Source organism: Acetivibrio sp. (assembly GCF_035371925.1).
In the GTDB taxonomy this organism is placed as follows: Bacteria; Bacillota; Clostridia; order Acetivibrionales; family Acetivibrionaceae; genus Hungateiclostridium.
Genome location: NZ_DAORXT010000079.1, coordinates 1 through 13,955 on the forward strand (window position 1 = coordinate 1; position 13,955 = coordinate 13,955).

General features: G+C 35.9%; 10 protein-coding genes. 9 read left to right on the forward strand and 1 reads right to left on the reverse strand.

Translation table 11 applies throughout. The features are described from left to right. Positions 1 to 182: 182 nt before the first annotated feature. The 9 genes from PLH43_RS10425 (at position 183) to PLH43_RS10465 (ending at position 12,246) form a co-directional block, all read left to right on the forward strand. On the forward strand, positions 183 to 776 hold the full coding sequence (locus tag PLH43_RS10425; RefSeq protein WP_324362824.1) for a CDP-archaeol synthase: 594 nt from the start codon (positions 183 to 185) through the stop codon (positions 774 to 776). Positions 777 to 787: 11 nt separating this feature from the next. Beyond that, entirely contained in the window at positions 788 to 3,298 is a 2,511-nt protein-coding gene (locus PLH43_RS10430; protein WP_324362826.1) for a PEP/pyruvate-binding domain-containing protein, read from the forward strand. An 8-nt stretch (positions 3,299 to 3,306) separates the two neighbouring features. Continuing rightward, complete coding sequence (locus PLH43_RS10435) at positions 3,307 to 3,921, forward strand: CDP-alcohol phosphatidyltransferase family protein (RefSeq protein ID WP_324362828.1); 615 nt, start codon at positions 3,307 to 3,309, stop codon at positions 3,919 to 3,921. A 41-nt stretch (positions 3,922 to 3,962) separates the two neighbouring features. Then, a complete protein-coding gene (locus tag PLH43_RS10440; RefSeq protein WP_324362842.1) occupies positions 3,963 to 4,850 on the forward strand; it encodes a phosphatidylserine decarboxylase in 888 nt (295 codons plus the stop codon). Continuing rightward, positions 4,844 to 5,743, forward strand: a complete 900-nt coding sequence (locus tag PLH43_RS10445) for a UbiA family prenyltransferase (RefSeq protein ID WP_324362830.1) — start codon at positions 4,844 to 4,846, stop codon at positions 5,741 to 5,743. Before PLH43_RS10440 ends, PLH43_RS10445 begins: the two co-directional genes overlap by 7 nt. Next, the gene (locus tag PLH43_RS10450; protein ID WP_324362832.1) at positions 5,743 to 8,157 is read left to right on the forward strand and encodes a phosphoenolpyruvate synthase; all 2,415 of its coding nucleotides are present in this window, start codon (positions 5,743 to 5,745) and stop codon (positions 8,155 to 8,157) included. Before PLH43_RS10445 ends, PLH43_RS10450 begins: the two co-directional genes overlap by 1 nt. 5 nt (positions 8,158 to 8,162) lie before the next feature. Next, a complete protein-coding gene (locus PLH43_RS10455; protein WP_324362834.1) occupies positions 8,163 to 9,233 on the forward strand; it encodes a hypothetical protein in 1,071 nt (356 codons plus the stop codon). 23 nt (positions 9,234 to 9,256) lie between these two features. Continuing rightward, complete coding sequence (locus PLH43_RS10460; RefSeq protein WP_324362836.1) at positions 9,257 to 10,714, forward strand: AMP-binding protein; 1,458 nt, start codon at positions 9,257 to 9,259, stop codon at positions 10,712 to 10,714. Between the two features lie 371 nt (positions 10,715 to 11,085). Then, positions 11,086 to 12,246: an ABC transporter substrate-binding protein gene (locus PLH43_RS10465; RefSeq protein WP_324362838.1), complete on the forward strand. Its 1,161-nt coding sequence runs from the start codon at positions 11,086 to 11,088 to the stop codon at positions 12,244 to 12,246. Positions 12,247 to 12,449: 203 nt separating this feature from the next. Here PLH43_RS10465 and PLH43_RS10470 read toward each other — a convergent pair. Continuing rightward, positions 12,450 to 13,955, reverse strand: a 1,506-nt coding sequence (locus PLH43_RS10470) for an IS1182 family transposase (protein ID WP_324362840.1), incomplete at its 5' end; no start/stop codon positions are given.

Here is a 13,955-nt window from a genome sequence, read left to right on the forward strand (position 1 = left end):
GTGAAAAACAGAATTTTATATGATATTATGAAAAAAGCAAATACCTATCTATTTTTTGCAGTATATTAAAAATTATCTTAAAAGAATAATGGAAATTAATACGGTGGTATAAGTGTACATAATTTGCTATAATATTGACTGTGAATTGATTTATTTTTATTTGAGAGAGAAGGAAAAAGAAATTGTTTACAAAATTGGCAGAAATGTACATAACATTGTTTCCTGTCATACTGGCAGGTATATTTAATATGATTTGGTGTAAGCTGCCTGTGTGTGATTTCATGAGAAAACCCATTGATGGCGGGATTTGTATATGGGATGGAAGAAGATTGTTTGGTGATAACAAAACATGGAAGGGATTTGTCGGAATGATGCTTGGGGGAGCTGTTCTGACCATTCTATGGGGACTTATCTGTGATACAAATGCATATCTCACTGCACACAATTATATATATGCCACAAGAGAAAACACCATTATGTATAATGCTGTAATGGGCGTAATGCTTGGCTTCGCATATGCCCTTTTCGAACTTCCCAACAGCTTTATAAAAAGAAGAATGGATATTAAGCCCGGAAAGACCACAGATGGCTTTAAAAAGGTGTTTTTTATATTTATGGACCAAGCTGATTCAATATTTGGGTGTGTATTGGTAGTTTGCTTTGTTTATACAATGTCGATACAATTTTACTTTACATATGTATTGGTTGGTGCATTAACACATATAGTTTTAAACATGTTGTTGTATTTGGTTAAGCTCAGGAAGAACATGTTTTAGGAGGATATAGTATGCTTGTTGGTTTAAGCGGTTATGTCGGGGCGGACAAGGTAGGAAATAAAGCACATTCGCTTATACATTTAAAAAATAACGGATTTTGCGTACCCGACGGCTTTGTGCTTGACAGTGATACATTTGATGAAATAATAAAAACAAATGGATTAGACGGCAAAATTAATGAATTGTTGTCAAAAATAAATAAAAATAATATAAGGGAAATCAGTTCGCAAATAATTAATCTGTTTGATGGAATAAAAATTAATGATAATATTGTATCTGAAATATCAAATTTTCTTCAAAATAAAAAATATGCGGTACGCAGCAGCGGCCTCAAGGAGGACCTTGCAGGCTTTGCTTTTGCAGGGCAATACCGCACTTTTTTAAATGTAGAAGGAATTGATGAAATATGTAAGAAAGCTTTGGAATGCTACAAGTCCATGTACAGAGAGGGAGTGTTGTCTTACCTCATTGATAACGAACTGGGCGTAAGTGACCTTAAAATGGCAGTTGTTGTTCAGGAAATGGTTGAAGCAGATGTAAGCGGTATTGTATTTACTGTAAATCCACTTACCGGAAATGATAAAGAAATTGTTGTGGAAGCGGCTAAGGGGCTTGGAGAGGAAATTGTAAGCGGCAGGGTTAACCCGGAACGCTATTTATATAATTGGTTTGACGGCAAGGAATCATATGAAGGTACCAATAAGCTTTTGACAAGAGAAAAGTTTTTGGAGCTTGCCAAAATGGCACTGGATATTCAGATTCTCTATGGATTACCATGTGACATAGAGTTTGCCATTAGAAACGGAAAAATATATTTTGTTCAGGCACGTGCCATAACAAAAATAATGTATTCAGGCATAAAGGATCAGTGGACAACAGCCGATTTTAAGGATGGAGGGGTATCGGCCGGTGTGTGCACTCCCTATATGTGGAGCCTTTATGAGTACATTTGGGAGTATACCCTTAAGAAATTTGTGTTTGATGCTAAAATCCTCAGAAAGAATGAATGGCGAAAGGCCGGTGACATGTTCTATGGACGGCCCTATTGGAATTTAAGTCTTGTAAAAACGGCCATGTCAAAGGTTCCGGGATACAAGGAGAGAGAGTTTGATAATGATTTGGGTGTTATGCCTACTTACGAGGGCGATGGAGAGGTTACAAGGATAACGCCTAAAACTCTATTGGGGATTCTAAGAATGGCTATAGCACAGAAGAAGATAGTTGCTGAAAGAAGCAAGAATGCTGAGAAAATTAAAAGTGAGCTTTTGGATAAATATTTTAACTATGTTAAAATTTACAATAATCAAGAAAAGATTGGTGATTTGGAATCCATATGGTACAAGCTTGTTAAGGAAGACTATCTCCAAAGCGAAAGTACATATTTCTGGCAGATATTCATCAATACAGTCAACCAGTCTATTTTTAAGGATAGATTGCTTAAGTATGTAAGCAGCGGAGAGTATTTTAACCTTATTGGAGGGCTTGACAACATATCTCATCTTCTTCCTTTTTACTATATGTGGGATGTATCGAGAAGGATTATCGCAGATAAAAAGGCATATGACTTTTGGAGTAACAGCGAAATATCGGCAATTAAAAAGGCGTATGATGAAAAAAGCAGTGAGAACTATATACCGAAGTTGGCTGAATTTATTGATTTGTATGGCTATCATTCCGAAAAGGAGCTGGATGTAACATATCCATGCTACTGCGAAGATGTGGAAAGCGTTATTAAAATGTTTAAGGAAACAATCGCGTTAGATGACAGCCTTAGCCCTGAAGGAGACAGAAAGCATCAGGCAGACGTTTTTGAAAAACAAAAGCAGAAATTGAAGGAACGGGTTGGCAGCAGGAAGTATTCCAAGTTGGAAGAAAGTATAGCTAAAATGCGAAGCATGCTTTGGTGGAGAGAGGAATTCAGGGATGTTTCCACAAGATTTTACTATATAATACGTATTTTTACAATGAAGCTTTCAAAAGAATATGTTAAGTCGGGAATATTAACACGTGAAGATGACATTTGGTATACAAAGATAGATGATGTTTTTAGATTTATCGACAGGAAGATTACAAAAGAGGATTTAATAAATATCATAGTAAGGAACAGAAAGTATTATCAGTCCTTTCGCAATTTTTTAAGTGAAAATGAAATTGGAGCAGCATTTAATGTGGATTCCCACAAAAGAAAGACGATATCCGGCGGGATAAAGGGAATCGGATGTAATAACGGCACGGTTACGGGAACTGCAAGGGTAATCAACAGCCTTGCTGAAATAGACCGCCTTCAGGTGGGGGATATCCTTGTGACAAAGTTTACGGACACTGGGTGGACAAGCAAGTTTGCCATTTTAAAAGGTATTGTCACCGAATATGGCGGGATATTGTGCCATGCAGCTATTGTTTCGAGGGAATACGGAATTCCCTGTGTGGTATGCACAAACGATGCCACAAGGATTATTAAAGACGGAAGCACAATAACAATAAACGGGACAACCGGAGAAATTACTGTAGAAAAGGAATAGTTAAAGGGATGTTTATAGGGTTATACAACAAATCAATAATACTTACTTATATAGGCGTGGCATTAGCGGTCACTGGGATTTATTTTTCATTTGTACCTAATATCCGTTATGCAATGCTGTGCCTTGCAATCAGCGGAGTGTGCGATCTATTTGACGGGATGGTTGCAAGACGATGCAAGAGAAATGAGGAAGAGAAATTGTTTGGAGTGGAAATAGATTCTCTTGCGGATATGATGGGCTTTGTGGCACTTCCCATAGCTGTATGCTGCGGAATGGGCTTAACAAAGTGGTATAATGTGGCGATTTATATAGCTTATACATTGGCTGCCATTTCAAGGTTGGGATATTTTAATATTGTTGCAAAGAGTTCAGCAACTGATTCTCCCGTCAAGCATTACACAGGCCTGCCTGTGACTTTTGCAGCCCTCATATTTACAACTGCATGGTTTCTTAGTTTCATATTATCGGATAGCATTTTTGCAGCTTTTTATAGCTTGGTCATGCTTATTGTGGCGTTGTTGTTTGTGCTCAAAATAAAAGTGCCCAAACCTAGAGGAATAGCCTATGTATTTTTAGGGCTTATTGCAATCGTAGTATGTTGTGCCATTATTTTTGCGGGATAAGGGAAAATAAGATGGTGGAAAAGCAAATGGTAGAAAAGAAAATGGATGTGTATATTTATAATCGTGAAACCAAAAGCCTGTATCAGGAGAAACAATTTAAAGAAAAGCAGCTTAAGTTTTTGTATGATACTGTTTTAGGGCGGATTATTTTAAGGCTTTTTATTGCAGGTAAATGGTATTCAAGATATAATGCAAAGAAAAATGGCTTAAGAAAGTCCGTTGCAAGAATTCAGCCCTTTATAGAGGAATACGGAATTGATATGACGCAGTACCAAAAAAAGGAATACAAGTCTTTTAATGATTTTTTCATAAGGACAATAATTCCCGAGAAAAGGCCAATTCCCAAGGATGAAAATGTACTGATTTCGGTTGCGGATTCTAAGCTTATGTATTATAAAATTGAAAAAGACATTGGCATTAAAATAAAAAACAGCATTTATACCGTTGAAGAGCTGCTTCATGACAGGGAGCTTGCCGGAGAATACAGAGGAGGAACATGCCTTGTATTTCGCCTTACTGTGGATGATTATCATCATTATTGCTATTGTGATGACGGTAAGCTTTTGTACAGCAAGAAAATTTCAGGCAGACTGCATACTGTAGGTCCTATTTCTGCTAAAAAATATAGGGTGTATTGTGAAAACAGCAGGGAGTATTCGGTACTTGAGACGATGCACTTTGGAAAAGTGGTGCAGATGGAAGTAGGAGCACTGCTGGTGGGAAAGATAGTTAACAATTTAAAGGAAGCTTTTAAAAAGGGTGAGGAAAAGGGCTGGTTTGAAATGGGAGGTTCCACAATAGTACTTCTATTTAGAGAGAATACAGTAACAATTGATGAAGATATTGTTTCAAACTCAGCCAAGGGCATTGAAACAAAAGTGAAGTACGGTGAGAGAATAGGTGAGAAAATAGGGGAGAGAAAATGTTAAAAAGACTTTCAATATACTTTAAAGAGATGTATCCCATAGTTCCGAGACTAATACTTGGGATTATAGTTTTCCTTGAAATATATTTCATTCTGCTTTTAAACTATGGAGTAACAGATTTTTCAATAGGAGTAGCGGAATTTGTAGGAAGCTTTACTATATTCTGTTTTCTTCTTATACTTCGAATTGCTGATGATTTCAAGGATTATGAAACAGACAAAAGATTGTTCCCGGAAAGGCCGTTGCCATCAGGGCGTGTACAAAAAAGGGACTTGAAAATATTGGTTACAGTCCTGATTGTAATAACATGTATTTTGAATTTCATTTTTATGAATAATATATTGTTTTTTCTGTTTTTGTATACATACGGCTTTCTGATGTCAGTTTGGTTTTTTAAAAAGCATAAAATTCAAAATAGCTTGCCCTTGGCACTTGTAACACATAACCCAGTACAGTTGATAATGAATATATACATAATATCTTTTACATGCATAAAGTATGATCTTTATCCATTTACACTGACAAGCTTTCTTGTTGCATTTACGTTGTATTTTCCAGCACTTATATGGGAAATATCCCGTAAAATCCGTGCTCCAAAGGATGAAACGGAATATACCACCTACTCCAAATTGTTTGGATACAAGAAATCTGTCAGATTTGTTCTCATACTGACGTGGGTTGATATTATAACCAACTTTTTGCTGGTATACAGGTTAAACAGAATAGCAATCGGTGTGTTGTTTTTAAATATAATGTGGATGACCTGGAAGTTTGTTTCATTTATGAAGGATCCTACACAATACAAAATAGTTGATAAAGTTGAAAGATACACATATATACAGGAAGCCACAATGGTTCTCGTTGTAGTTGTTTATTTGATAGTGGGGTATATTTGATGAAAATTGTTACTGATGAAAATTTTAAAAATCATATAATCGGTAAAAAGGCTCAAAATTTGTTTTTGGCAAAGTCTAACGGAATACCTGTGCCTGAGCTTTTTGCTATTTCTCATAAAGATATTGAAAGCGACCAAATGGCAGACTGTATCAATAAATACATAGAAGATAATTTTAATGATGAGCAGTTGTTTGCTGTGCGGTCCGCGGCATTGTCGGAGGACGGGACGGAAAGCTCCTTTGCCGGGCAGTTTGATACATTTTTGAATGTGCATTCCAATTTAGTGGTTGAAAAAATAAATAAATGCAGAGAGTCGATTTTCAGTGAAAATGTGGCCCTGTACTGCAAGGAGCACGGTATAACTAAAGAAATATCCATGAGTGTCATTGTACAGCAAATGGTTCAGGGAGACTACTCGGGTGTTATGTTTACCGCCAATCCCCAGGGACTATTGAATGAATCGGTAATTGTAATAGGCGAGGGAACGGGAGACGGTGTGGTTGAGGAAAGGGTTTCAACAACATCATACTTCTATAATAATACCGACAAGCTTTACTACTATGAGACTATGGATGATTCACCCGTATTAGACAGGGAAAAAATTGAGGAACTTATCGGGTATGGAGATAAGTTAAAAGAGCTTTTCGGAGAGTATTTGGACATTGAGTTTACAATCAAGGAGGGACAAATTTATATCCTTCAGATCAGGCCTATAACAACTTTAAAGAGCACAAAAACCACTATTTTGGATAACAGCAATATTGTAGAAAGTTATCCGGGTATTACACTGCCTTTGACACAATCCTTTATTGAGTTTGCATATTACAGTGTGTTTAAGGGAGTAGCTTTCAGATGCCTGAAAAATAAAAAAATGGTTGAGAAGTATGATTCTGTTTTCAGGCAGATGGTTGGAAGTGCAAATGGAAGAGTCTATTACAAAATAAGCAACTGGTATACCGTAATAAAGTTTCTACCCTTCAGCAAAAAAATTATACCTATATGGCAGGAAATGATGGGTGTATCCAATAAAGAGCATGATGATGAAAAAAACGATATATCATTAATTCAGAGGATAAGGGTATATTTTAACGCTATCTATGAAGCCTTTCATGTACAAAAAGGTATGGAAAAGCTCAACGCCAGCTTTGACCGGGTTGAAAAACTATTTTATGAAAACTATCATGAAGGCATGGAAAATGGACAATTGGTTAATCTATACAATCAAATCGGCGATGCGGTATTGAAGGATTGGGACATTACACTTTTAAACGATATGTATGGGTTTGTTTTTACTGCACTTTTAAAAAGGAAATTAAAGAAAATCGGTGTTAAAAACTACGAGCAGGAAACAAATCGGTATATCTCGGGAATAACCAATATCGAGAGCATGAAGCCGGTAAGAGAGCTGGTGGCATTGGCAAAAATGGCAGTTGATGAGGGTTGGATAAAGAAGCTTGAAGCCCTTGATAATGACACCACGGTTAAAGAGTTTATTAAGTCAAGCCAAAGTGACTTTTCAGAAAGGTTTGATAATTACATAAAGCAGTATGGGGACAGGATGACGGAGGAGCTTAAATTGGAAACCAAGACGTTCCGCTCCAATCCAAAGCTTTTAGTTGACAAAGTAATAGAGTATGGGAAGGATAGGGAAAAACTCAATAATTTGCATAATACTCTAAACTGTAAAGACACAGATGTCAAATTTTCAGACAATATTCCCAAAAGAAAGATAAAATCTGTAGAAAGACTTAGCCGACGTGCCATGCAGGGAATTAAAAACCGTGAAATATCAAGGCTTAATCGAAGCCGCATTTATGGCATGGTAAGGACCATATTTCTGACAATAGGGAGCAATATGGTAAAGGAAGGTTTATTGGATGAAACAGAAGACATATTCTATTTAAGGACGGAAGAGGTGTTCGACTCCATAAAAGGCGGTCTGTATGATTTTCGTTCCATGGTGAAAGAAAGAAAGCTAAAATATAAGCAGTTTTATAAGCTGCCTCCTTACTCGAGGCTGATTTTTGCAGGAGAGCAATTCGATAAAACAGTAAGAAACGTAAATCAGGCTGAGAATGAACTTAGTGATGAGACAGTTTTAACAGGTACACCTTGTTCCAATGGAGAAGCCAGGGGTGAGGTGCTTGTTGTTGAAGACATTACTGCGGTAAATGATGTTAAAAACAAAATACTTGTTACAAAAATGACCGACCCGGGCTGGGTCTTCTATCTCACATTATCAAAGGGGATAATAGCTGAAAAAGGATCGCTCCTTTCTCATACCGCAATTATTTCGAGAGAGTTGGGAATTCCATCTGTAGTAGGTATAAAAGGTATAACAAAGAAGCTCAAAACAGGGGATATAGTTCATATGAACGGCAGTACAGGCGAGATTAGAATAGAGGGAAGGTAAGAGTTATGGATATAATATGGTTTAACGATGAAGAAAAGTATATTGAAGATTTCCTTTCTTTACCTAAAAAGCTATATGGAAAAAAGGATATTATGCAAAATGAAGTGGAGGAACGCAAGCTTCTTACAGGAAAGCATGTTCTTAATAAATATTTCAAATTGTACAAGCTGTGTGCATATAAAAATGGAGAAATAGCGGGAAGGCTTGTTATTACTCAATATCCCGATGACGACATGGCATACGTAGGCTTTTTCGAATGTATAGACGATAAAGAGTGTGCAGGTAAAATGTTTACATCTGCAGAGAAGCTGGCAAAAGATAATGGTATGACTAAAATGGTTGGGCCTGTAGATGCCAGCTTTTGGATTAAATACAGACTCAAAGTGAATCTTTTTGACCGACCGCCATATGTATCCGAACCCTATAACAAGGATTATTATCTCAATCTGTTTTTAGATAACGGTTTTGAAATTGAAGAAAGATATGTTTCAAACATATATAGAAAGCTTCCCAAGAAAGGTTTTGAAGTAACCAAGTTCAAGGAAAGACTTAAGGAATTTTCTCAAAAAGGCTATAAAATAGTATCGCCGGATAAAAAAACATGGGACAAGGCAATTGGTGAGGTATACAAGCTTATCATGAAGCTGTACAGCAATTTTCCGGTATTCAAGTATTTAAGTGAAGATGACTTTAAGGAGATTTATTCGTCTTATAAAATGATACTCGATATGTCTATGGTAAAAATTGCCTATTATGAAGGAGAGGCAGTGGGATTTTTCATCGGTATGCCCAATTACGGGAACAGGCTGTATGGAAAGCTCAATCTGCTCACTTTATTATATATATTGCGTAAGAGAAGAAAAAGCTCCGATTATGTTCTTTTGTATATGGGTGTTGACGAAAAGCATCGAGGACTGGGAAAAGCAATTACACAGGTCATTATGGATAATCTTCAAGTAAAACAGGCTTCATCCATAGGAGCACTTATTAAAAAGGGTAAAATTATTGAGGGGTATGTGGAAGAAGCGAGGGAGGACCAGTACGAATATGTTTTGTTAAGTAAGTCACTTCAATAAAAGGCTAAAATTGGAGGTTTAATATGGCTAGGACAATACAGGGAATTTTAAAGGAAGATTATAAAAAGTGGAAGGACAGAGAATATATATTTACAAGAGTAGATGGCATATACAGGGCAAAAACATTCGGGCAGACAATATATGATGCATTAGCACTTGCTGAAGTGCTTTTGTCGTATGGACTGAAAAACGAAAATATAGCAGTATATGGAGAAAATTCCTATGAATGGATGGTTTCCGATCTTGCGATAATGGGATATGTGGGAACAAACGTGGCTATTGATAAGGAGTGGAAGGAATACTCAGTATCCGATGCAATTAAAAGAACAAATGTAAAATGCGTTATATATTCCAAAAGTAAAAAAGACATAATAGATAATTTGAGATCCAAGTTTGACATAGTTTATATATGCATGCAGGATGACTTTTACGAGCTTTTGGACAAAGGATATGGACTGCTTAAAAATAAAAAGGATATATTCTGCTTTGAAGAGAGAGAATACGATAAAATGTGTAAAATTGTGTTTTCTTCCGGGACTACCGGTGTACCGAAAGCATCCATGCTTTCACAGCGAAATATTCTGTGCGGATGGGACAATCTATATAAACGGGCACCTATGAATGATACCGATATTTGCTACTTATTTTTACCTCTGCATCATACTTATGCGGGACTTTGTAATTTTCTCTTTTCCACCATTTCGGGAATGCAGATATATTTATGCTCCGATACAAAAAAAATCGCAGAGGAGCTTCAAATTGTAAGGCCTACGGTTTTTTGTGCCGTTCCCCTTATATATGAACGTTTTTATGGTCTTGCCGTTCAAACAGGGCAGAATTTAAAGACATTGTTTGGAGGCAACATCAGGTATATGTTTTCGGGAGGAGCCCTTTTTAATGTGGATATTCGAAGGGAATACAAGAATTCAGGCCTTAACATGATGGAAGCATATGCACTTTCCGAAACATCCTCCATTTTCAGCATTCAATACAGCAATAGCCCCAATGTCAAATCTGTTGGAACAATATTTGAAAATATTGATGTGAAAGTAATAAATCCTGATGAAAACGGCTGCGGGGAGTTGGCGGTTAAAGGAGACAATGTGTTTCTTGGCTATTATGGAAATGAGAAAGCCACAAAAGAGGCGTTTGATGAAGACGGTTATTTCCTTACAGGAGATCTGGGGTACATAGATGAAAATAACGAATTGTATCTGATGGGACGTAAAAAAAGAATGATACTTACCGAAAACGGTGAAAATGTAGATCCGGAGGAAATAGAAAGGTTAATACAACAAAGTGCGGAAATTTCTAAAGTAAAAGTGTATGAAGAGGGCGGATTAATAAAAGCTGCCATATATGTTTGTCAGGATATTGACATAGAAGCTGTTATTGAAAATGTAAATCAAATGCTGCCGAAATACAAGCAGGTAAGAGAATTTAATTTGATTAGGGATTCAATTGATGCAAGGTTAAAATAAGACCTCTCTACATTAGACATGTGTTTTGTAGCTTTTATCAAAGGCTAAAGAAGCACATGTCTTTTTTTTATGTCTGGGAAATTTAAGAGGTAGTAGATGCTATGTTTTTTTGCTCTATATTTGGGTAATTATACTATATAAATGCCAGTTAATTAAGTGTCATATTAACTATTTTTTAAGTGTTTTCTTTTGTTAACTTAAAATGGTAACATATGCAATATTTAAACAGTCATTTTGTAGTTATTTTTGTATAAAATGAAATATACTATTTAGTATTGATAAAACCATTAAACTGTATTTATGGCTTGATTTCATATTAGTGAGAAAAATAGGCTTAAGTTATCTGGTGAAATTATAAGGAGGTAGGCAAGATGGTAAGAAAAAGAGTTTTGGCAACAGTTTTAGCTGTAGTAATGACTACGGTACTTTTTACAGGATGTGCTCAGACATCTGAATCACAGGATGAAATTAAAATCGGCTTGAACTATGAACTGTCAGGTACGGCTGCTTCATATGGCCAGGATACACTCAACGGTGTGCTAATGGCTATTGATGAAATTAATGCTGCAGGAGGAGTATTGGGCAAACAAATAACATATGTAAAGTTGGACAATAAAACGGATCCGGCTGAGTCCACCAGTGCAGCCACAAGGCTTGCAACTAAGGAAAATGTATCGATTATTTTAGGACCTGCTACAACAGGTGCGACCAAAGCAGCAATTCCTGTTGCAGATAAGAATAAAGTGCCTTTGATATCCGCTTCTGCAACTGCTGATGATGTCACTGTTGATGCAAAGGGTGTAAAGGAATACGCATACAGGATCTGCTTTAACGACTCATTTCAGGGTACTGTAATGGCAAACTTTGCATCAAAAAACCTTAATGCTAAAAATGCAGTAGTCCTCATGGATAATTCTAGTGACTACGGAAAAGGACTTGCAAAAACATTTACAGAGACTTTTACCAAGAACGGCGGTACTATAGTGGCTCAGGAAGCCTTTGTAAAAGATGAGAAGGATTTTAATGCCATTCTTACAAAGATAAAAGATAAAACATTTGATATTTTACTTATTGCAGGTTATTACAATGAAGCAGGGCTTATTATCAAGCAGGCGAGAGCTTTGGGAATAGATAAACCGGTGCTTGGAGGAGATGGTCTTGATTCTCCTGTTTTAGGTGAATTAGCCGGTAAAACTGCTTTAAACAAGGTTTATTTCTCAAACCACTATTCATCACTTGATAAGGATCCTTTGATCGTTAAGTTCATGGAAGAGTTTAAGAACAAGAACAGTAAAGATCCCAATGCTTTTAGCGCTCTTGGATATGACCTCGGATATTTTGCTGCTGATGCTATTAAAAGGGCAAATTCAACTGATCCTGCTAAAATAAAGGAAGCACTTGACAATACAACAGAATTTAAAGGTGTTACAGGAACATTCAGTATTGACAAGAACCATAACCCTGTAAAAACGGCAGTGGTTATTGAGCTTAAAGACGGGGTGCAATACTCTTCTGTAAAAGTCGAACCATAAATATGAAAGTATCTATCATTTTATTATATATAATCAAAAATTTAAGAGGGTGTTGCAAAACTACTTTAAAAAGTAGCCAAGCAACACTCTCTTTTATTGCTATAAAGTAAAATTGATACATAAATTTCATTATTTATATTAATTTTCTATATCACTCCTAATTTTGAGCATACTTAATAAACCTATATACTTTTTTGGAAAACTTAGGCCGATTTTAATTGATGAAGATCAATACCACATCTATCATTTTGAATTTTTGAGTGTAATTTGTTCACATTATATCCTAAACAGAGGAGAAGAAATTCGGTTTTTACACTATTCTTTCCACGCGTTAAGAATCGGTTGAAATTATAATCATTTTTTAATACTCCAAAAGCTCCTTCTACCTGGATAGAACGGTTTACCCGTAATAGTATTCCTTTCTCTGTCATGATGTTTTCATAAGATATTTGCCTCTTTTCAATGAATGTTTTGGACACTTGCATTCGTCTATTGCCTCTTGATTTAGTGCACTTTTCTTTATGTGGGCAATCACTACAATTTTCACATTCATATATACTGACCTCAGACTGGTAGCCAGTTGCAGACTTTCTATGGCCTATACCTATTAGCCTTAATTTCTTTCCATTATGACATGTATATTCATCTCTTTCTGCATCATATAGCATATTTTCACGCTTACTTATATCTTTCTTAAAGCTTTTCTTTTTCCATATATCATATGTTTGAGGCTTTATGTAATAGTTTTGTTTGTTTTCTTCTAAATATAGGTAATTTTCTTCACTTTCGTAGCCAGAATCTGCGATAACATTCTTATACTTCTCTCCAAGTTTTAATTCCATATTTTTTAAAAATGGTATTAAGGTAGCAGTATCACTTCTATCCTGAAATATCCCAACACCTGTTACATATTCACTTTCTACTGCAATCTGTACATTGTAAGCAGGCTTTAGCTGAGAGTTACGCATGTGATCATCCTTCATATGCATAAAAGTTGCATCAGGATCAGTTTTCGAATAACTGTTTCTTTCCCCAAAATAATGATTATGTATATCATATTTTTCCTGACGTACTTTAAATTCTTGAATCTTTTCAGTGTATTTTTGTAATTTTGACTTTCTTTTCCCAATTCCACTAACGAATTCAATATTACCTTCTTTTTGCTTTTCCTTCAGATATGCAAGTACTTTCCCAAGATCTTCTGCCTTGCATTCTTTTGAAATCATAAAATTAGTCTTAAATGCTTGATTTATCTCATCTATATAAGACTGTAACTTATCAAACATTTTAGTTTCATTCTTATTTACAGCCTTTTTCCATACAAACGTATAGCGGTTTGCATTTGCTTCAATTTTCGTACCATCAATAAAAAGATTCTCATATTTTACTTCATTAAGAGTATATAGATACTTTACCAGCTGATAAAATAAATCTTCTATTGTATCAGCCAAGTAATTCTTTCTAAATCGAGCTATCGTTGTATGATCTGGTGCTGGCTCTCCTTCAAGCAGCCACATAAAGTTGATATCTCTTCTACAAGCAGCCTCAATATTTCTGCTGGAATATATATTATTCATATATGCATAGGTTAATATCTTAAACATAACTCTGGGACTGACTGCTGGTTTTCTTCCGTTGGAAGAGTACGCCCGGTATGATACAATGATGCCATCCTTAAAACCCTCTATTGAAGCTTCTGTATCAATGTC

What these genes read in the sequence shown, in the direction of transcription:
- PLH43_RS10430 (WP_324362826.1), top strand. Translation starts at nt 788, where the DNA reads ATGCTTGTTGGTTTAAGCGGTTATGTCGGGGCGGACAAGGTAGGAAAT.
- PLH43_RS10435 (WP_324362828.1), top strand. Translation starts at nt 3,307, where the DNA reads ATGTTTATAGGGTTATACAACAAATCAATAATACTTACTTATATAGGC.
- PLH43_RS10440 (WP_324362842.1), top strand. Translation starts at nt 3,963, where the DNA reads ATGGATGTGTATATTTATAATCGTGAAACCAAAAGCCTGTATCAGGAG.
- PLH43_RS10445 (WP_324362830.1), top strand. Translation starts at nt 4,844, where the DNA reads ATGTTAAAAAGACTTTCAATATACTTTAAAGAGATGTATCCCATAGTT.
- PLH43_RS10450 (WP_324362832.1), top strand. Translation starts at nt 5,743, where the DNA reads ATGAAAATTGTTACTGATGAAAATTTTAAAAATCATATAATCGGTAAA.
- PLH43_RS10455 (WP_324362834.1), top strand. Translation starts at nt 8,163, where the DNA reads ATGGATATAATATGGTTTAACGATGAAGAAAAGTATATTGAAGATTTC.
- PLH43_RS10460 (WP_324362836.1), top strand. Translation starts at nt 9,257, where the DNA reads ATGGCTAGGACAATACAGGGAATTTTAAAGGAAGATTATAAAAAGTGG.
- PLH43_RS10465 (WP_324362838.1), top strand. Translation starts at nt 11,086, where the DNA reads ATGGTAAGAAAAAGAGTTTTGGCAACAGTTTTAGCTGTAGTAATGACT.